Origin of the sequence: Kribbella voronezhensis (assembly GCF_004365175.1) — a bacterium.
Taxonomy (GTDB): domain Bacteria; phylum Actinomycetota; class Actinomycetes; order Propionibacteriales; family Kribbellaceae; genus Kribbella; species Kribbella voronezhensis.
Window position 1 is genome coordinate 840,667 of sequence record NZ_SOCE01000002.1, and the last position, 20,044, is coordinate 860,710.

Genomic DNA, 20,044 nt, shown 5'->3' on the forward strand with positions numbered 1-20,044 from the left:
CTCAGCGGGCCAGGTAGCCGCCGTCGATGTCCAGTTCGAGCCCGGTGACGAACGACGCGTCGTCGCTGGCCAGGTAGGCGACACCGGCGGCTATCTCGTCCGGACGGCCGAGCCGGCCCATCGGCGTCAACTGGGTCATCACGTCCCAGAACGGCGTACCGCGGGCCTGGTCGAGGATCGGGGTGTCGATGAAACCGGGGTGGATCGAGTTCACCCGGATGCCCTCGGTGGCCCAGTGCAGGGCGGCGTTCTTGGTCAGGGTCCGCACCGCGCCCTTGGCCGCGTGGTAGGCCGGCGACGTACCGAAACCGCCGCTGATGCCGAAGATCGAGCTGATGTTGATCACCGAGGCGTGGCCGGAAGCCTTCAGGTACGGCGCGGCCGTCCGCATCCCGAGGAAGACACCGGTCTGGTCGACGTCGATGGTGTGCTGCCAGTCCTTCAGGGTGGTGTCCTCGATACTCGCCAGATCGCCCATGCCCGCGTTGTTGACCAGGATGTCGAGCCCGCCGAACTCCTCGGCGGCCCTGGCGCAGGCCGTCTCCCAATCGGCCTCGCTGGCGACGTCGTGCCGGACGAACACGGCGCGCGCACCGGAGTCCCGGAGGGCTTCGGCCAAGGCTTCGCCGGCGTCGGTCTGGATGTCGGTGACCAGGACGGCCGCGCCCTCCGCGGCCAGCCGCCATGCGGTCGCCTTGCCGATCCCGCTGGCCGCGCCGGTCACCAGCGCAACCCGATCATCGAGCCTGCCCATGTCGTTCTCCTCAGGTGTCGAGAGCCGGCCCGGGAAGGGCCGGCTCCGGGGGGGGGTGGGTCTGGTCAGTGGCGGTGCGCGATGCGGTCCATCGCGTTCTGGACGGCGGTTTCGCTCGGCTGGGGCGACAACACGTCCCAGGCGTGGAAGATCACGCCGATACCCCAACCGAACATCGGGAACGCCGGCCAGAAGAAGCTCGCACTGGTCAGGTACCAGATGACCACCAGGAAGGTGTTCACCGTCAGGTAGGCGAGGATGTGCCCGCTCAGCTCACGCCGCTTGCGCAGTTCCTCCACCGCCTGTTGCCGCAACTTCTCGTCATCGGTCCGAACCGACCCCAGTGGCTGCTCGTCCATGACTGCCTCCTAGTTCCTCACTTCAACCCTCGGACGATCCCTGGTGCCGTTACAGGGCCCGAAGTCCTGTCCTCGGCGTGCCTTCCGCCTCTGCTGAGGTGCCGGTCGGGCGCGAAGGCTGGAAGTTGGGGCGAGGAGGAACGATGTCGACGCAGCTGGGCCCGGAGGCGGGCGGCAGAACCGGATCCCGTACTTTCGCGACGCGCGTGCTGGACCGTGGTAATCGCAGACAGCGAGCCGTGATCGCTGTCGTGCTGGGCCTGATCGCCGTTCCGGTCGGCGTCGGGCTCGGCATACCGCATTTGAAGGCTGGTGTCGGCTTCACGACGATCGCCGGTCTGATGATTCTCGTGGGCGGCTTGGTACTGATCTGTGCCGGCGGTGCATTGCTGGTCCGGCTCACCCGAGGTTGGCGCCGGGTGCTCGTCGTGCCGGCGTTGCTGGCGACTTTGGTGGTCTCCTTGTACTCACTCGGTCAGGCGGTCGCGGCGACGAACGTGCCGCGGACCGAGCTCGGCGAGCTCAGTCCGGCCGATTTCGGTCTGACCTTCAGCGACGCCCGCTTCCGCACGACTGACGACGTACTGCTGTCCGGTTGGTACCTGCCGTCCGAGAACAGTGCCGCGGTCGTCCTGCTGCACGGAGCCGGGTCGACCCGATCGGACGTCCTGGCGCACGCGGTCGTGCTGGCCGGGCACGGGTACGGCGTACTGCTGTTCGACGCTCGCGGGCATGGCCGAAGCGGTGGCCGGGCGATGGACTTCGGCTGGTACGGCGATGAGGACATTGCCGCGGCAGTGTCGTTCCTGCAGGCCCGGCCCGAGGTGGATGACAGCCGGATCGCAGCGGTGGGGGTTTCGATGGGCGGCGAAGAGGCGATCGGCGCGGCGGCCGGCGACCAGCGCATCCGTGCCGTCGTGGCCGAGGGTGCGACCGGGCGAGTAGCCGGCGACAAGGCGTGGCTGTCGGAGCAGTTCGGCTGGCGCGGAACGCTTCAAGAAGGGCTCGAGTCGCTGACCTACGGCATCACCGATCTGCTGACCGCGGCCGAGCCCCCCATCGCTCTGCGCGCCGCGGTGGCCGCCTCTGGTCGCCCGGTACTTCTGATCGCGGGCGGCGCCGAACCGGACGAGCCGAAGGCCGCCCGCTACATCCAGTCGGCGGCGCCCACAACCGTCCGTGTCTGGGTCGTTCCGAACGCCGGCCACGGCGCAGCCCTCACCACCAACCCAGCCGAATGGACCGACCACACGATCGACTTCCTCACCACCGCCCTCCAGCCGCGCTGACCGGTACCGCAGGTCGACACTTCGGCCCTGCGAAGGGGGCGTCCACAGAACAGCTCGGCGAAGGGACTTTCGGCACCTCGGTGCATGACCGGCGCCCCTGATCCCGCGACCGGCCAAGCCACAGACTCGGAGGGCCGCATCGATTCAGGAGGAACGACCCGTGACGGTATCGGAGATCTTCGTAGGCGTCGACGCCTCCTGGCGTGAGACCGGAGCGCTCGACTGGGCCCTGCAGGAGGCGGCTCTCGACAATGCCTCCTTGCGGGCAGTGCACGTGATCGACGAGCAGATCGGAACCGGCCTGTTCCATCCCCCTGTCCAACTGGACGAGGCGGCGGCCGAACTGGTCAAGAACGTTCAGCACTACCTCGACAACTCCACGTCGGCGGTGCCCCGGGAGGCCGAGTCCGTGATCGGGCCGCCCGACACCACCTTGGCGAAGATCGCCGCGGGCAGCCGCATGCTGGTGGTCGGTCGCCGCGGCATGGGCACCTTCCAGCGGTTGCTGATCGGATCGACCTCGGAGGCCGTGGCCTATCAGGCGAGCGTGCCGGTGGTCGTGATACCGACCGGATGGAAACCCGTCCAGCTGCATGCGCCGGTCGTCGTCGGCCTGAACGACTCCGGTGAGAACGATCCCGCGATCGACTTCGCGGTTCGGCAGGCCGTTGCCCGGCACGTGGCCTTGCGGATGGTCCACGCCTGGGTGCAGCCGACCGATTACGGCTGGAGCTCGAGCAACATCGAAAGTGTCAGTGAGGCCTGGGAAGAGAGCGCCGAACGTCACTTCGAGACGATCGCCGACCAGTTGCAGGACACCTATCCGATGCTCGAGATCACCTTGGAGATCAGCCGGCTGCATCCGGTCCAGGCTCTTGTCGAGTCCGCCGAGGCCAGTGGGGCGCAGCTGATCGTCGTTGGTGGACACAATCGCCACCGACTCACCGGTGCACTGCTCGGGGCAGTCGTCCGCGGCGTTCTGCAGCACGCGACCTGCCCGGTCGCGGTCGTCCACGCCCCAGCGAACCAGCCCACAGCCAGCTGACGGCGATGACCTTGTACGCCGCGCGGTCCGTGCCATCGGGCGACCTCGTGGAGCTGGCCGATGCTGCGGCGAGTCCCTTGGAAGACGTCCTCGGCATGCTGCACCTGAGGCCGGAGTCGGGGCTGTCCGGCGATGAGGTCCAGCGTCGTACGGCGGTCTTCGGACCCAACGCGGTCAGTTCACATCGTGCTCGCTGGCTGCCGGTGCTCTGGCACCAGCTGCGGTCGCCGCTGCTCGGCCTGCTGGTCGCCGCTGCGATCGCGTCGTACGTCGTCGGCGAGCGGGGCAGCGCGATCATCATCTGTGCCATCCTCGCGGTGTCCGTAGGACTCGGCTTCGGCAACGAGTTTCGCGCCGAGAAGGCGGCAGAGGCGCTGCACTCGCAGATCCGTCACCAGGCTGTCGTCGTGCGGGACGCCCGAGAGGTCGCGGTCGACGTGACGGCGCTGGTGCCTGGCGACGTGGTCCGGTTGCGGCTGGGGGAGGTCGTTCCCGCCGATGTCCGGCTGCTGTCGGTGAACGGACTTCAGTGCGACGAGTCCGTCCTGACCGGCGAATCTCTGCCGGTCAGCAAGTCGACCGCTCCGGTGGCGGCCGGAACGTCGCTCGCCGACTTGTCGAGCTGCGCGTTGATGGGCACCGTCGTGCACTCGGGAAGCGGCAGCGGTGTGGTGCTGAGCACCGGCGGGAGGACCGAGTTCGGCAAGATCGCGGCCGGCCTGGACACCCATCCACTCGACACCGAGTTCCAGGTCGGTCTGGCCAGGTTCTCGATGCTGCTCGTGTACGTCGGCGCCGCGTTGACCACCTTGATCTTCGGCCTCAACCTCGTGCTGCACAAGCCGCTCCTGGACGCCCTGCTGTTCTCGCTGGCCATCGCGGTCGGGATCACTCCCCAGTTGCTCCCGGCCGTGGTGTCGACCAGTCTGGCGGCGGGATCGCGCCGGATGATCCGGCTCAAGGTGCTGGTCAAGAGGCTGGTCTGCATCGAGGATCTCGGCGATATCGACACCTTGTTCACGGACAAGACCGGCACCCTGACCTTGGGCCGGATCGATTTCATGCGCGCCGTCGCGGCCGGCGGCGAAACCACGGACGCGGTACTGCGCTGGGGCCTGCTCTGTACCGAGAGCGCAGCAGCGGCCGGAAATCCGCTCGACCAGGCACTGTGGGGTTCCCCGGCGGCCGGCGCACAGCGCGCCGCACTGGCCGGCTTCAGCCAGATCGCGATCCTGCCGTTCGATCACGAACGCCGGCTGGTCTCGGTCGTCGTCAAGGATCCAGCCGGCCGACTGCTGCTGATCACCAAAGGGGCGCCGGAAGCGGTCCTGGCCCGCTGCCTCGGCGTACCGGCGGAGACCGAAGCGTCCCTGCAAGCCGAATTCGCCGACGGCAACAGGGTCGTCGCCGTCGCGATCCGGCCGCTGGATCGGCCACAGTCCGCGGTGACCGCCGCCGATGAGCACGGCCTGCGGCTGGCCGGCCTGTTGGTGTTCCTGGATCCTCCGAAGCCCGACGCCGCCGCTGCACTCCGGCGGCTCGCCGGTCTCGGGATCAGTGTCAAGATCGTCACCGGCGACAACGGGCTGGTGGCCAGCAAGGTGTGCCGGGACATCGGACTCGGATCGGGCGAGGTGCTCACCGGCGCCGACATCGATGCCCTGACCGATGCCCAGCTCGCCAAGGCGGTGCAGACCACCATGGTCTTCGCCCGGGTCAGTCCCGAGCACAAGGCCCGGATCGTCCGGACCCGGCGGCGCAGCGGTGGCGGGGTCGCCTTCCTCGGTGACGGCGTCAATGACGCGTTGGCCCTGCACGCCGCCGACGTCGGCATCTCGGTCGACTCCGCGGTGGACGTTGCCAAGGACGCCGCGGACGTGATCCTGCTCGCCAAGGATCTCGACGTACTGGCCGACGGCGTGGCGGAGGGGCGCCGGATCTTCGCGAACACCATCAAGTACGTCCTGATGGGGACATCCAGCAACTTCGGCAACATGGCCTCGGCCGCGGGCGCCTCGCTGTTCCTGTCGTTCCTGCCGATGCTGCCGTCACAGATTCTGCTGAACAACCTCCTGTACGACAGCAGCCAGCTGGCCATTCCGACCGACAACGTCGACGAGGAGCAACTCCGGCGTCCTTCGCACTGGGACATCGGTTTCATTCGCCGCTTCATGATCTCGTTCGGCCCGCTCAGCTCGTTGTTCGACTTCGTCACCTTCGGCGTGATGCTCTGGGTCTTCCACTCCGGTCCGGCCCAGTTCCGCTCGGGCTGGTTCGTCGAGTCGCTCGCCACCCAGACACTGGTCATCTTCGCGATCCGGACCCGCCGGGTGCCGTTCTTCCGCAGCCACCCGAGCCTGCCGCTCACCCTGGCCGCGTTGTCGGTGGTCACGGTCGGGGCCGTCCTGCCGGCGACACCCGCCGCGCACGCACTGGGGTTCCAGCCGCTGCCCGGTGCGTTCTTCGCTGCCCTGGTCGCCATGGTGATCGGGTATCTGGTCCTGATCGAGGCCGGCAAACGCGTCTTCTACGGCGCGATCCGGCCGCCGCTTCCCCCGGTAGCGGCTCCGGACCGGCGACGTCACCTCCGCCGTCGCGCCGGCCACTTCAGTACCGCGTCGCGACAGCGAACCGGTCCTGCCTCGACATGACGTCGAGGCAGAGTCACTCTGCGTGGGCCCGGCTCATCGGTTTTGCTCCGGCTCGCGTAACCGAAGGCGTGGGAGCGAACCGGTGCCGACCGGGTGGTAGAGCTCTGGACGGGAATTGGGGGCATACTGGGGTTGATGGAGCCCTCCCGCGCGACGACGCGTCGTCACCTGTCCACGAGTCCCTTCAAGCCTCGGGTGCCCGAGCCGGTCAAGACGTTCGAAGAAGGTGACCGGGTCTCCCACGACAAGGAGGGCCTCGGGCGGATCACTGCGGTCGAGGGCACCCACGCGGTCGTCGTCGACCTGGGCGGCGGCAGGCTGCTGCGCGTGGTCTCCCCGTTCGACAAACTGCATCTCCTCTGACCGGCGCTCGTTCCGCGCCGCCGGCGTCACCTGTTTCGAGTCTGCGCGATGAACCCGGTCAGAGCAGTCCGGCGTCGTGGAGGCGGTTGGCTATCTGGACCCGGTTGGTGGCTGCGAACTTGACCATGATGCGGGACACGTGGGCCTTGACCGTGGCCATGCTGAGGTAGAGCTCTTCGGCGATCTGGGCGTTGGCCTTGCCTTCGCCGACGGCGATGGCGACCTCGCGTTCGCGGTCGGTGAGAGTCTCGGTGAGAGCTTGCGCGTCGAGAGCCCGCCGCGGTTCGGGGTTGGTCTCCCGCAGCCGGGTGATCAGTTGCGCCGTGACGCTGGGGGAGAGCATGTGGCCGCCGGCAGCCACCTTGTGCACGGCCGCGACGATCTCCGCCGGCGGGGTGTGCTTGAGCAGGAACCCACTGGCGCCGTCGCGGAGAGCACGTAGTACGTAGTCGTCGGCGTCGAAGGTCGTCAGCACGATCACCTTGGGCGGCGCCGGGCGGCTCATCAGCCGGGTGAGCGCCTCGAGACCGTCCAGCCGCGGCATCCGGATGTCCAGCAGTACGACGTCGGGCGCCACCCGCGCGACGAGTTCGAGCCCGGCCTGGCCGTCGTCCGCTTCACCGGCCAACTCGATCCCGGCGTCGTCGCGCAGGATCATCGCGAGCGCGGTGCGTACCAGCGCGTCGTCGTCGATGATCACGACACGGATCGGGTCACCGGCAGCTTCGGTCATGCCGGCCACGGTAACCAGGCGCGGACCACGAAGTCTCCGTCGGAGCTCGTATGCTCCAGGCGGCCACCGATCAGTTCTGCGCGCTCGGTGAGCCCGAGCAGGCCGAGACCGGAGCCGGGCGTAGTACTCGTTGCGGCGCCGAGCCGCAGCGGGTTGCGTACCTCGAGCATCAGTTGCCCACCCGGCCGCCCACTCAGCGTGACGTCGACGGCCGTGTCCGGTGCGTGCTTGCGAGCATTCGTCAGGCTCTCCTGAACCATCCGGTACGCGTTGCGTCCGATCGCCTCGGGCGCGTCGGCCAGGTTCTCGATCTCGTTGTGCAGTCGGACTCTCGCGCCCGATCCGGTGGCCTCCCGGACCAGCGCCGGCAGGTCGACCAGCGTCGGTTGCGGCGGCTCCGGTGGCGCGTCCGAATCGAGCGTCCGCAGAACTCCCAGGATCTCGTGCAGGTCGTTCAGGGCACGATGGGCGCTCTGGCGGGTGATGGCTGCCGCGTTGGCCACTTCGTCGTCGCTCAGACTGCGGCAGTACTCCAGTGCGCCCGCGTGCAAGGCGACCAGCGACAGACGATGGGCCAGTACGTCGTGCATCTCGCGCGCGATCCGGGCGCGCTCGGTGACGTGGGCCTGCTGGATCCGCAGGTCCTGCTCGCGTTCGGCGCGGTCGGCTCGTTCCCGCAGCGTTGCGAGCAGGTCTCGCCGGGCGCCGACGTACATGCCGATCGCGATGACCGCGCTCACGAAGACGAGGGTGAAGGCCACCGAGACGGCCAGACCTTTCTGGCCGGGCTGGGTCTCGAAGTACACGATCGAGGCGACGAGCCCCACCACCGCCAGGGGCACGATCTCCGGCAGTTTCCGTCGGGTCGCGAGGGACAAGGCGGTGACGACCACCGCTCCCGATGCCGCCGACGAGACCCCACCGATGGCGCTGACCAGCAGGGCGATCGCCAGTGGGTAGCGCCGTCGCCAGCGCATCAACACCACGCTGAGGACGCCGAGGCAGAGGTCGAAGACGAGGTAGGGGCGGAGCACCCAGTCATAGGCATTGGCGAGGGTTGCCACCCAGAAGACGGCGCCGGCGACGACGGCGAAGAGGTAGCGCCACCTCGACTGCCAGCGGGTCAGCGGAGGTGGTGGCGCGGCTTGGAAGGCGTCCACGGCCTCACCGTACGGGACCGGCCTGTCTCAAGGCAGAGACCGCGGTCGGGGTCCGGCCCCCTACTACGGGCTACCCCGAGGCCTGTCCCGTGGTCTGCCGCGATGGCACTGCGGCTGATGTGCGAGGGCTGCCCTCGGCGCCAGGCTCGACCTCATGATCACAGTCGAAGAACTCAGCAAGCGGTACGGCGCGTATCAGTCCGTCGACCGAGTCTCCTTCCAGGCACGGCCCGGATCCGTCACCGGATTCCTCGGTCCCAACGGCGCCGGCAAGTCGACCACGATGCGGATGATGACCGGGCTGACGCCGCCGTCGGCCGGTCGCAGCACGATCCTCGGTGTCCCGTACGCCGACCTGCCCAACCCGGGCCGCCATGTCGGGGTCCTGCTCGACGCCTCCGCGCAGCACGCCGGCCGGACCGGCCGCGAGATCCTCCGGCTCGGCGCCCTGCTGATGGGCCTGCGCCGGCAACGCGTCGACGAGTCGCTCGAGCTCGTCGGCCTGTCCGGCGACGAGGGCGACCGCCGGATCGGCGACTACTCCCTCGGCATGCGGCAGCGGCTCGGCATCGCGCACGCGCTCCTCGGCGATCCGCAGGTGCTGATCCTGGACGAACCCGCCAACGGACTCGACCCGGCCGGGATCCACTGGATGCGGGGACTGCTGAAAGGCTTTGCCGACCGTGGCGGGACGGTCCTGCTCTCCTCGCACCTGCTGCACGAGATCGAGATCATCGCCGACCACCTGGTCGTCATCGGCCGCGGGGTCATCGTTGCCGACGGCACCAAAGCGGACCTGCTGAGCGCCGCGGGAACCCTGGTTCGCGGGCTCGATCCGGCCGCCTTGGCGACGTGCCTCGACGCGGCCGCCTTGAGCTACCGGAGCACCCAGGACGGCGCGTACGTCGTACAGGCCAGTCGTGAGCAGGTCGCCGCGGCCACCGCGCAGTACGGCGTTGTTGTGACCGAGTTGCGCGGCGCGGACGGCGCCGGACTCGAGGACATGTTCTTGCAGCTCACCGCCGACGACGCACGAGAGAAGGTCACCGCATGAGTACCGCGACTTCGCCCGACCTGTTGGTCTCCCCGGATCCGGCTGTTGTTGCCGTTCCCTTCAACCGACTGCTGCGAGTGGAGCTGCGCAAGCTCGTCGACACCCGGGCAGGGTTCTGGCTGCTCACCGCCATCGGCCTGATCACGGTCGCGGTCATCGCCGTGTTCTTGTTCGTCGCCGATCCGGACGAGTTGACGTTCCTGAACTTCGTCGGCGCGGCCGCGACGCCGCAGAGCATCCTGCTTCCGGTGCTCGGGATCCTCGCGGTCACCGCCGAGTGGAGTCAGCGCACCGGCCTGGTCACCTTCACCCTCGAACCGAGCCGGATGCGGATCGCCGTCGCCAAGCTGCTCGCCGTGACGTTGGTCGGGCTCGCCGCGGTGGTCGTGGCGCTCGGTGTCGCCGCGCTCAGCAATGTCGCCGGGATGGTGTTCCTGGACGGCGCCGGCACCTGGGACGTGGGCGCCGCCAACGTGCGCGACTTCTTCGCCCTGCAGTTGATCGGCATCGTGCAAGGCTTCGCCTTCGGCATGCTGCTGATGAACACCGCGGCCGCGATCGTCTTGTACTACGTGATCCCGATCGCCTGGAACCTGCTCTTCTCGATGGTCGACGCACTCGGAAAGGTCGCTCCCTGGCTCGACCTCAACACCGCCATGGCACCGACCTTCGCCCGGCAGACCTTCACCCCCACGGACTGGGCCCACATCGCCGTCTCCGGCACCATCTGGGTCGTCATCCCGCTGGCCGTCGGCCTCCTGCGGCTCCTCCGCCGCGAGGTCAAGTCCGCCTGACGACCCCGGACCCGGTACCGGTCTGGCCAGATGGTTGCTTCAAGCAACTTAACGCTGTTCGCCATCAGGCGCCGATGGTCGTACCTTGGGAGGAAGCGCAGCGCGCTGTCCGGGCTTGGGGGCTACGGTGACGAGGACGAGCAAGAGCGAGATCGAGGCGGCGGAGCGGTCGTGCCGACCGGAGATCGACTCCGCGCAGGCCGCCCAGACGCCGAAGGCGGCGTTCAACCTCGGGGTCCACTGCGAGGACCGGGGCGACCTCGCCGGGGCCGAGCGGGCCTATCGGCAGGCGATTGCCTCCGGGAACGCCGACCACGCGCCGAAGGCGGCCGTGAACCTCGGAGTTCTCTGTGAGGGCCGCGGCGACTTCGTCGGCGCGGAGGAGGCGTTCCAGGTGGCGATCGACTCCGGGCATGCCGACTTCGCCCCGATGGCGGCCGTCAACCTGGGCGTGCTCCGAGACGATCGGGACGGCGCCGAGCGGGCCTACCAGCTGGCGATCGACTCCGGCCACGCCGACCAGGCCCCGAAGGCGGCCGTCAACCTCGGGGTCCTTCGTGAGCGCCGGGGTGACTACGTCGGAGCCGAGCAGGCCTATCAGGTGGCGATCGACTCCGGGCACCGTGACATGGCCCCGACGGCGGCAGTCAACCTCGGCGTACTCCGCGAACGCGGGGGAGACCTCGAGGGGGCGGAGCAGGCCTACCGGCTGGCGATCGATTCCAGGCACACCGACCGCGCGCCGAAGGCGGCCGTCAACCTGGGAGTGCTCTGCGAGCGCCGGGAAGATTTCGCCGGGGCCGAGCTCGCCTACCGGGTGGTGATCGACTCCGGCCACGCCGACCAGGCGCCGCAGGCGGCGGTGAACCTCGGGGTCCTCTGCCATGGTCGTGACGACTTCGACGGAGCGGAGTCGGCGTTCCAGTTGGTGATCGCCTCCGGGCATGCGGACCTGGCACCGAAGGCGGCGTTCAACCTGGCGGTACTCCGTGAGGGGCAGGGCGACCTGGCCGGAGCCCAGCGCGCCTGTCAGCTCGCCATCGACTCCGGTCATCCGCTGGCCGCGTCGTGCGCCCGGGAAATGATGACCGAGCTGCAGAGACGCTCCGGCGCGAGTGCTGCGATCTGCGACCGCACCCCTTAGCCTCGACAGGGAGATGGCGACAACCGACGAGCCCGTACGACGTACCGAGCTGCGCGCCGACTGCGCGCGGTGTGCCGGGCTGTGCTGTGTGGCGCTGGCACTGACCTCGTCGGCCGACTTCGCCATCGACAAGCCCGCGGGGGAACCGTGCCCGAACCTGAAACACGACTTCCGCTGCGGCATCCACGCGCGGCTGCGAGACGGTGGCTTCCCGGGCTGCACCGTGTACGACTGTTTCGGTGCCGGCCAGAAGGTCACGCAGGTGACCTACGGGGGCCGCGACTGGCGGCGGGCAGCGGACTCGGGCGCGCAGATGTTCGGGGTGTTCGCGGTGATGCGACTGCTGCACGAGCTGCTCTGGTACCTGACCGAGGCGCTGGAGTTGGCGCCTTCGCTGGAACCCGAACTGCGGCGTGCGGTCGACGGTACCGAACGCCTGACTCTCGGCAGCGCCGAGTCGCTCGAGGACCTCGACGTCATCGCCTGTCGCTCGCAGATCAACTCCCTGCTGCTGCGGACCAGCGAACTCGCACGTGCCGGAGTCTCGCAGACACCGCAGAACCACCGTGGCGCAGACCTGATGGGTGCGAAGTTGCGTGGTGCGGACCTGCGCGGCGCGGACCTGCGCAGCGCCTATCTGGTCTCGGCAGACCTCCGCGAGGCAGACCTGACGGCGGCGGACCTCATCGGTGCGGATCTGCGGGACGCCGACCTGCGCGGCGCGAACCTCGCGCGGAGCATCTTCCTCACCCAGATGCAGGTCAACGCGACCCGCGGCGACGCCGGTACGACGCTTCCGCCGCGGCTGATCCGCCCCTCGCACTGGTCGAGGTGAGCACGGGTACTGCCCCCACCGATAACTTCCGCGGCCCGCCGCGCATCAAGTAGGTGTCCTAAGGGGGCACCGTGAAATCTCTTCACAGAAAGAAACATCGTCCGCTGGTCGGCAGTTTGCTGACCGCGACGGTGGCGGCAGGTTTGTTGTTGGTGGGGACTCCGGCCGCGTCGGCCGAGAACACGACCACGGTTCTGCCGCCGGTCTTCACCCACGTACGGGTCTCCTGCAACGAGGCCGGTGGTGAGGTCGAGGCAGACCTGCGCAATCCGAACAAGACCAGCCAGGACTACATGGTCGGGATCCATGCGGGCGAGATCTACTACACCTATGTCGTGTCGCCGCCCGCACGTGGAGTCGCGCCGGTCGATTTCGGCGGCCTGCCCGACGATGCGTACGCAATGCAAGCCGAGAACGCCGGCGGGAAGATCGTCGCCCGTGCCCGGATCCGTGTGCACTGCGAGGTGAAGCCACCGACCAGCACTCCAACGCCCACCCGCACGCCGACCGCAACGCCAACTCGCACGCCAACGGCAACGCCCACGGGTAGGCCGACCTCGACGCCATCGAGCACGCCGACTGTGTCGGAGACGCCGGCCACCTCACCGACCAGGGGTACGACGAGCGCCGTACCGTCCACGCCGATCGCGCTACCGACTGCGGTGGATGCAGGTCTCGCCGGTCCTGTCGCGCAGGCCGGCTCCAACCACCGGGCCGCCTACGCCGTCGGCCTGATCGTCACAGGCGGGATCACGGCTGGTCTGGGCTGGTTCCTTCTCTGGCAACGTCGCCGTCTGCGTCAGCTCTGAAGTCGATCTCGACAGTGGACCCGGTGGGAGCACCGGGATGACGCAACCACAACACACCGACCTCGGCGTCGTACCGGAGGTCGGTGAGTTGGGCCCCATCAACTCGAACAGCTGCCGGCTCGGCCACTACGCGCAGCGCGGTTGTCACCTGCACCCCGCGAGGTGCCTCGCAGCCGAAGCGGATCCCGGTCCGATCACTTGTCCACTCCACGATCCGGCCCGCGGAGGCGAGGAGCGGTTCGTCGTCGTAGGTGAGATCGCGGAGCCAGGTCAGCTCGCCTGGACCGAGCTCCCGATGCCGGACGATTCCCAGCTGCGGATCGAGCAGGTCGAGGTAGATGCCCTCGACAACATGAGAGCCGCCGGTCTCTTCGAGGACGGCTCCGACGAGGTACGGGCCGCGCTGCACCGACAGCCAGTTGCTCGGCTCCCAGCTGAGTCCGCCGGTCTCGGCAAGCTCGCGGATGGCCCCGACCAACTCGGTCGCGCGGGACGACGATTCGGTGAAGCCGGCCGGACGGGAGGCGAGGAACCGGACCTGGCCCTGACCGATCGGCTGTACGCCGTCGCGCAGGCGATCGGCGCCGAGCGCCTCGGCGAGATGGTCGACGCAGGTGTCGTAGCGACCGGTCCACCACGAGCGGATCTCGTGGTACGGGTCGCTGCCGTCGCCGACGTACAGCAGGCTGCCGCCGCGGCTGACCCAACCGGCCAGCGCGTAATGGATGGCCGGCGTCAGTGGCTTCTGGAATTCGTAGCTGAGGACAAGGATGTCCACATCGTCCAGTGCGTCAGGTGTGTCGACCACGTTCTCCAGTTGGACCGGACAGACTTGCTGGCCGTCGTACAGAGGTGGCAGTGCCAGCCCGTAGAAGTCGGAGAAGTGCAACTGTTCGCGGCCCTCAAGTGCGAGTGCGTCCTGCAGACCGTCGTAGTGTCCGCTCTCGCCAGTGGGGGACCAGCGCTGGAACATCGCGGTGTCGGAGAGCGCGATCCCGATCCGCGGGCCGGGCCGGCGGACCGCGGGCCGGTCCAGGTCGCGCAGGCTGTTCATGGCGATCAGGTAACTGGTGGCGGTCTCCGGCGGGATGGGCTGTCGTTCGGTGGATCCCTCGCGCAGATAGGGGCGGTTGAAGATCCGGTGGGGCCACGGCGCGACCTCGTACCGCGAGACGCCCGGGTGCAGGAGGGAGGCGACGAGGGTGCGCTGGTAGTTGGCGAGGTAGTCCTCCCAGGTGCGGTCCGGGTGGTCCTCGATCGGGTCGTGCAGGAACCACAGGCGTCGGTCGGTGCCGCGGGTGAGGTCCTGTGCGATGCCGTACTCCAGGTACGCCGTCTCGAACGTCCGCTCGGCGACCTTCCCCGCGTACACGTTCGGCGTACGGGCGGTTCCGGTCCACACCTGCGCGATGGCGCCGTCGATCGAGGGCAGCGTGCGCAGGCGTGATTCGGGGCTGATGATCTGCCATTGCGTGTAGTTCAGAAGGCTGTGGGTGGGGATGTAGAAACGCACCTCCCGGCCCTGTTGGAGCGCCTCGTCACGCAGTACGGAGGTGACCCGGTCGAGGCTGCGGGAGAGCAGGTGCTGCTTGAGCTGGCCGGAACGGAACTGCGCCTCGGCGCTGCTGTGCGGAGGCTGCCACGGCTCCCGGAAGTAGGCCTGCCACTCGCGCCGGAAGGATTCCGAATAGCCGGCCCGGGCCCAGAACTCCGGCTCCTCGAGATGGATGCCTTCGACACCGAGTTCGATGATCGGGCGGAGCTTCTCCAGCAGGTACTCGGTGAAGCCGAACGTCGGCACCAGATACGGGATGTCGGTGCTCTGGCCGTGCAGGATCGGTGACCCGTCGGCCACCGTCTGCGCGTCCGCCCAGTGGTCCGAGCCGTCCCACCGGCCGTCCAGATAGTCCTGGTACCTGCCCCATGAGATGCCGGTCATCAGGTGGACGCGATAGCCGGCCTCGCGCCACCGGGCGATGCGCTCCGGCGTGGTGTCGTCGAGGCCGTAGACCATGACGAAATCGGTGCGCAGGTCGATCGATTCGTCGTACGGCGCCTGTTCCTGGAACCCGGTCGCCTCGGCGGCGTTGCTGTCCGTCATCCGGCCTTCCCGTTCGTCGTCGACTGCCGTCAACGCCGGCCGGTTCCGGTGCGCCGCCGCAAGGGGGACGTCCGGAACCGGTCGGCGGGTGGTCAGACGACCGCGGGTGGGACGTTCTTTTCGGCGAGGCGGTTCTGCTCGCGTTTGCGGGGGAGCATGAGGGCCGGGACCAGGGTGAGGGCGACGAGCACCCAGGCGACCCAGTAGGTGTGCGAGAACGCCGACGCCGCGTCGACCAGGCCGCGGGCGATGGCGGCGGGGTCGAGGTGCAGTGCGGCGACGTTGTCGGGGCGGGTGTTGGACAGGATCGCCGCCTGGGTCTCGCGCAGTCCGCCGCCCAGCCCGGGGATCTGCTGGGTGCCGGGGATGATCGGCGAGTCGTTGAGCTGGTTGGTGAGGATGACCGACATCGTCGCCACGCCACAGGAGGACGCGATCTGCTGGCTGATGTTCAGCAGCGTCGAGCCGCGCGCGACCTGGGCTCCGGTCAGCGTCCGCAGCGCGGTGGTGAACAGCGGCATCATCGTCGCGCCCATCCCGAAACCCATCACGACCAGCATGGCGATGATCAGCCCGTACGACGTGGTCGCGGTGATCTGGGTGAGGCCGAACATCCCCACGACGATCAGCGCGATCCCGACCGGCACGATCCGGCCGACCGGGATCTTGTCGACCAGCCGGCCGGCGATCGGCATCGTGACCATCGCACCGAGTCCCTGCGGTGCCACCAGCAGGCCCGCGTGCAGGGTCGACTCACCGCGGATCTGCTGGAAGTACGTCGGCACCAGCAGCAGGCCGCCGAAGAACGCTGCGGCGAACAGGAACATCGTGATGATCGAGACGGTCAGGTTGCGGTCGCGGAACAGCCGCAGGTCGAGCAGCGGGTGCTCCGGCCGGAACGAGTGCCAGACGAAGGTCGCCATCAGCACCACGCCGATCAGCATCGAGACCCACACCCTCGGCGCGCCGAAGTCGCCGCCCTTGGCCGGCAGCGAGGAGACCCCGAAGAGGAACAGCGCGAGACCCGGCGACATCAGCGCCACCCCGAGGAAGTCGAAGGACTCCGAGCGCTCCGCGTGGTCCGGCGCCAGCGCGTACCACGCGTAGATCAGCGCGATCACACCGAGCGGCACGTTGATCAGGAAGATCCAGTGCCAGCTCGCCACCTGGATCAGCCAGCCACCCAGGATCGGGCCGAGGATCGGCCCGAGCAGCATCGGTACGCCGAGGATCGCCATCAGCCGGCCCATCCGGTGCGGTCCGGCGGCCCGGGTCATGATGGTCATGCCGAGTGGCATCAACATGCCACCGCCCAGGCCCTGCAGGACCCGGAAGCCGATCAGCATGTCGATGCTCGACGCGGTCGCGCACAGGGCAGAGCCGGCGGTGAAGAGGAAGATCGCGGTCATGTAGAGCCGCTTGGTGCCGAACCGGTCGGCGGCCCAGCCGGTCAGCGGGATCACGGTCGCGAGCGCGAGCGTGTACGCCGTCACGGTCCAGGCGACGGTCGAGTAGGCGACCGGGCTCTGCGGTGAGCCGAACGTGTCCTGGAAGGTCGGCAGTGCGACGTTCACCACAGTGATGTCGAGAATGGACATGATCGCCCCGAGCACCACAACACCGGCGATCTTCAGAACGGCGGCGTCGATGTTGTCGGGGTAGTCGGTCTGGGCTGCTGGCTGGCTCACGGTTCTCCCCTCGGCACGGATCCCAATGGGGCCGACATTACGCGCCCCCGTACCGCCGCGACGAGCATTTTCTTGGTCGGAGACGAACCGGTTCAGCCCTTCTGGGCGGTGGTGGCGACCCCGTCGAGGATGTAGCGCTGGCCGAAGGCGAACAACACGATCATCGGTACGACGGCGATCACGCTCGCCGCGATCGCGATCTCCCACTCGTAGTGACCGGACAGGGCGAAGGCGTCGATCAGCTGTTTCAGGCCGCGCGGCATGGTGAAGTACTCCGGCGTCTGCAGGTAGATCAGCGGCTTCATCAGGTCCGACCAGCTGGCCTTGAACTCGAAGACGAAGACGATCACCAGCGCCGGTTTGCACAGCGGGAAGGCGATCCGCCGGAACATCGACAGGTAGCCGCAGCCGTCCACCCGGGCCGCCTCGAACAGTTCCCGCGGGATGCCGAGGAAGAACTGGCGGAGCAGGAAGATGTAGAAGGCCGAGCCGAACAGGTTCTGCGCCCACAGCGGGATCTGGGTGTCGATCAGGCCGAGCCGGTTCCAGATCAGGTACACCGGGATCATCGTCACGGCGCCCGGCAGCATCATCGTCGACAACACGATGCCGAACAGCAGGTTCCGGCCGCGGAACCGGAAGTAGGCGAAGCCGAAGGCGACCAGCGCGCTGGACAGCGTCACCGTCGCGGCAGCCATGAAGCCGACCGTCAGCGAGTTGACCAGCCACCGCATCACCGGGCCCGCGTCCCACACCCGAACGTAGTTCTGCGGCTGGAAGACCGCCGGGATCAGCCGGTTGTCGAACACCTGGGAGCGCGGTTTGAGCGACGCGCTGATCAGCCAGACCAGGGGATAGACGAACAGGAAGGTCGCGGCGACCAGCGCGACCAGGAACGGCAGGCGGCGCCAGGGAATCGTCATGCCTCAGCGCTCCCCGTGGTAGTAGACGTACCGGTTGCCGATCCGGACCTGGACGAAGGTGATGCCCAGGATGATCACGAAGAGCAGCCAGGCCATCGCCGAGGCGAAGCCCATCTTGAAGAACTGGAAGGCGTTCTGGAACAGGTAGACCATGTAGACCAGCGACTCCTCCGACGCGGCGGCCTTCTGCTGCGGCCCGTAGAACATCGTGTACGCCTGGTCGAACATCTGCATCGCCGCGATCGTGTTGGTGATGACCGTGAAGAAGAGTGCGCCCGAGATCATCGGCACGGTGATCCGGAAGAGCCGGGTCACCGGTCCGGCGCCGTCCAGTTCGGCCGCCTCGTACAACTGCCGCGGTACGCCGTTGAGCGCGGCGAGGTAGATCACCACGGTGCCGCCGAGGGTCCACAGACTGACGATCGCGAGCGACGGTTTCAGCCAGTTCGGGTCGGTGGTCCAGTTCGGGCCGTTGATCCCGAACCAGCCGAGGACCTTGTTCACCAGGCCTTGCTGGCCGTTCAGCAACAGCAGGAACATCGCACCGGCGGCGACCGCGGGTGTCATCTCGGGCAGGTAGAACGCGGTCCGGAAGAACCCGCTGGCCCGGCCGACCCGCTGCAGCATCAGCGCGAGCCCGAGAGCCGCGACGGTGCCGAGCGGTACGAACATCGCCGCGTACACGAAGGTGTTGCTCAGCGACTTCAGCACCCGCGGGTCGTCGAACAGCGCACGATAGTTGTCGAAGCCGACCGGGCGAGGACTGCGGATCATCTGGTAGTCGGTGAAGGACAGCACCAGGCTGGCGATCATCGGACCGGCCGTGAAGATCAGGAAGCCGGCCACCCAGGGGAGGACGAAGAACCAGCCGGCCCGGTTCTCCCGGCGTACCAGCTCACTGCGCGGCATCAGCCCTGACTCGCCTTGTCGAAGGCCGCCTTCGCTTCGGTCTGCGCCTGATCGAGCGCGGCCTGCGGTGTCGCCGTACCGCCGAGGGCCTTGCCGACGGCGCTCTTCCAGGCCGCCTCGATCTCCGCCCCGGCCGCGGACGGATTGAGCGGCTTGGCCACGTCGAGGCTGGCGTAGTAGTTGTTGATCGCCTGGTCGAAGCCCGGATCGCCGGTGGGCTTCAGGTACTTCGCCTTGATCTGCTCGTCGGCGACCTTGTTGCCGGTGAACAAGCCGGTGAAGAACGTCTTGTCCTTGGCGACGGTCTGCATCCGGGCCTCGGCCGCCTTCTGCCAGGTGTCCACCGCGGTCAGCGTCTTGGCCCACTTGCAGGCCGCGTCCTGATTCTTGGCGCCTTTGGGGACGACCCAGGCCGAGCCGCCCAGCGTACTGATCGGCTTGCCCTGGCGGTCGGTGAACATCGTCGACTGCAGTTTCAGCCCGTTGCGCCGGGAGTCGAGCAGCACGTTCAGGTACCAGTTCTCGATCGGCATCACCCCGAGCTGGTCCTGGGTGAACTGGTTCTTCTCACCGAAGATGTCGAAGGTGTCGCGGAAGGTCTTGAAGTTCGACCAGCCGCCCTGGTCGTTGACCAGCTTGATCGCATACGTCAGCGCTTCGACGGCCTTGGGGTCGTTCAGGTTCGGCTCGCCGCCCGGTTTGATCAGCTCGGCGCCGTTGTTCAGCGCCCAGAGCGGGAAGAAGTCGGGCATCCGCGGGTCGTAGCCGATCCGCGCCGGCCGCCCGTTCTTGGCCTTGTACAGCTTCTTCGCCGTCTGCTCCAGCTTGCCCCAGTCGGTGGTCTGGATGTCGGCCGTCTGTACTCCGGCGGACGCCAGTGCCGTGCTGTTGATCAGGTTCACGGTGACTGTGTAGAACTCCGGGATGCCGTAGGTCTTGTCCTTCAGTTTGACCTCGTTCAGCGCGGCCTCGCGGTACTGGCCGGTGTCGATGTCGTTGTTCTTGATGCAGTCGTCGAGCGGCAGGATCGCGCCCTTGGCGGCGTACGTGCCGACCAGATTCCGGGCCATGTAGACGACATCCGGCGCATTGCCGCTGGAAACCGCGGTGAGGAACTGCTGGGCATCGAAGTCGCCTTTGTTGTTCTTCACCGTCACGGACGGATAAGCGGCCTTGAAGGCCGCGATGCGCGACTGCGCCACTTCGTCCTCACCGCTGAAACCCATCACATTCAGGGTTCCGGTGGGTGTGGAGCCGGCCGATCCGGCCTTGCCGCCGGTGTCGTCCTTGCCGCCGACCCCGGCGCAGGACGTGATGACCAGAGCTCCGGCGGCAATACCCGCCAACGCCCACCCGCTGTTCTTCATGCTGCCTCCCCATTTCCGCAACCTTCAGTCCGCAGCACTGGTACCCAGACCTAGTACTCGCCGTTA

Annotated in this window: 18 protein-coding genes; 9 read left to right on the top strand and 9 right to left on the bottom strand. The window is 68.1% G+C overall.

Annotated features, from left to right (window positions below; all coding sequences use genetic code 11):
- Position 1: 1 nt before the first annotated feature.
- Together EV138_RS31250 and EV138_RS31255 are read right to left on the bottom strand one after the other, a co-directional pair.
- Positions 2–754, bottom strand: coding sequence for an SDR family NAD(P)-dependent oxidoreductase (locus EV138_RS31250; protein ID WP_133983433.1), 753 nt, complete (start codon positions 752–754; stop codon positions 2–4).
- A 65-nt stretch (positions 755–819) separates the two neighbouring features.
- Complete coding sequence (locus EV138_RS31255; protein ID WP_133983435.1) at positions 820–1,113, bottom strand: 2TM domain-containing protein; 294 nt, start codon at positions 1,111–1,113, stop codon at positions 820–822.
- 143 nt (positions 1,114–1,256) lie between these two features.
- Here EV138_RS31255 and EV138_RS31260 point away from each other — a divergent pair, with 143 nt between their 5' ends.
- From EV138_RS31260 to EV138_RS31275, 4 genes are all read left to right on the top strand, one after another.
- Positions 1,257–2,402 (top strand): alpha/beta hydrolase, encoded by a 1,146-nt coding sequence (locus EV138_RS31260; protein WP_133983437.1) that lies wholly within the window; start codon positions 1,257–1,259, stop codon positions 2,400–2,402.
- Between the two features lie 160 nt (positions 2,403–2,562).
- Complete coding sequence (locus tag EV138_RS31265) at positions 2,563–3,447, top strand: universal stress protein (RefSeq protein ID WP_133983439.1); 885 nt, start codon at positions 2,563–2,565, stop codon at positions 3,445–3,447.
- A gap of 5 nt (positions 3,448–3,452) precedes the next feature.
- Complete coding sequence (mgtA, locus tag EV138_RS31270; RefSeq protein WP_133983442.1) at positions 3,453–6,098, top strand: magnesium-translocating P-type ATPase; 2,646 nt, start codon at positions 3,453–3,455, stop codon at positions 6,096–6,098.
- 135 nt (positions 6,099–6,233) lie between these two features.
- A complete protein-coding gene (locus tag EV138_RS31275; RefSeq protein ID WP_112238721.1) occupies positions 6,234–6,461 on the top strand; it encodes a hypothetical protein in 228 nt (75 codons plus the stop codon).
- A gap of 58 nt (positions 6,462–6,519) precedes the next feature.
- Here the strand turns inward: EV138_RS31275 and EV138_RS31280 are convergent, their stop codons facing one another.
- A complete protein-coding gene (locus tag EV138_RS31280) occupies positions 6,520–7,194 on the bottom strand; it encodes a response regulator (protein WP_133983444.1) in 675 nt (224 codons plus the stop codon).
- Positions 7,191–8,354, bottom strand: a complete 1,164-nt coding sequence (locus tag EV138_RS31285; protein WP_133983446.1) for a histidine kinase — start codon at positions 8,352–8,354, stop codon at positions 7,191–7,193. The genes EV138_RS31280 and EV138_RS31285 overlap by 4 nt, the downstream gene beginning before the upstream one ends.
- Positions 8,355–8,508: 154 nt before the next feature.
- Here EV138_RS31285 and EV138_RS31290 point away from each other — a divergent pair, with 154 nt between their 5' ends.
- From EV138_RS31290 to EV138_RS37755, 5 genes are all read left to right on the top strand, one after another.
- The gene (locus EV138_RS31290) at positions 8,509–9,408 is read left to right on the top strand and encodes an ABC transporter ATP-binding protein (RefSeq protein ID WP_133983448.1); all 900 of its coding nucleotides are present in this window, start codon (positions 8,509–8,511) and stop codon (positions 9,406–9,408) included.
- Positions 9,405–10,202, top strand: a complete 798-nt coding sequence (locus EV138_RS31295) for an ABC transporter permease (protein ID WP_133983450.1) — start codon at positions 9,405–9,407, stop codon at positions 10,200–10,202. Before EV138_RS31290 ends, EV138_RS31295 begins: the two co-directional genes overlap by 4 nt.
- 127 nt (positions 10,203–10,329) lie before the next feature.
- On the top strand, positions 10,330–11,346 hold the full coding sequence (locus EV138_RS31300; RefSeq protein ID WP_166678816.1) for a tetratricopeptide repeat protein: 1,017 nt from the start codon (positions 10,330–10,332) through the stop codon (positions 11,344–11,346).
- 13 nt (positions 11,347–11,359) lie between these two features.
- Entirely contained in the window at positions 11,360–12,181 is an 822-nt protein-coding gene (locus EV138_RS31305; RefSeq protein WP_133983455.1) for a pentapeptide repeat-containing protein, read from the top strand.
- Between the two features lie 71 nt (positions 12,182–12,252).
- Positions 12,253–12,990 (top strand): hypothetical protein, encoded by a 738-nt coding sequence (locus EV138_RS37755; protein WP_202867016.1) that lies wholly within the window; start codon positions 12,253–12,255, stop codon positions 12,988–12,990.
- Here EV138_RS37755 and EV138_RS31315 read toward each other — a convergent pair.
- From EV138_RS31315 to EV138_RS31335, 5 genes are all read right to left on the bottom strand, one after another.
- Positions 12,932–15,091 (bottom strand): hypothetical protein, encoded by a 2,160-nt coding sequence (locus EV138_RS31315; protein WP_202867017.1) that lies wholly within the window; start codon positions 15,089–15,091, stop codon positions 12,932–12,934. The genes EV138_RS37755 and EV138_RS31315 overlap by 59 nt on opposite strands.
- A 92-nt stretch (positions 15,092–15,183) precedes the next feature.
- Positions 15,184–16,779, bottom strand: coding sequence for a DHA2 family efflux MFS transporter permease subunit (locus tag EV138_RS31320; protein WP_133983457.1), 1,596 nt, complete (start codon positions 16,777–16,779; stop codon positions 15,184–15,186).
- 92 nt (positions 16,780–16,871) lie between these two features.
- Positions 16,872–17,702 (bottom strand): carbohydrate ABC transporter permease, encoded by an 831-nt coding sequence (locus EV138_RS31325; RefSeq protein ID WP_133983459.1) that lies wholly within the window; start codon positions 17,700–17,702, stop codon positions 16,872–16,874.
- Between the two features lie 3 nt (positions 17,703–17,705).
- Positions 17,706–18,611, bottom strand: coding sequence for a carbohydrate ABC transporter permease (locus EV138_RS31330; RefSeq protein WP_133983461.1), 906 nt, complete (start codon positions 18,609–18,611; stop codon positions 17,706–17,708).
- Complete coding sequence (locus EV138_RS31335) at positions 18,611–19,978, bottom strand: type 2 periplasmic-binding domain-containing protein (RefSeq protein ID WP_133983464.1); 1,368 nt, start codon at positions 19,976–19,978, stop codon at positions 18,611–18,613. Before EV138_RS31335 ends, EV138_RS31330 begins: the two co-directional genes overlap by 1 nt.
- Between the last annotated feature and the right edge of the window lie 66 nt (positions 19,979–20,044).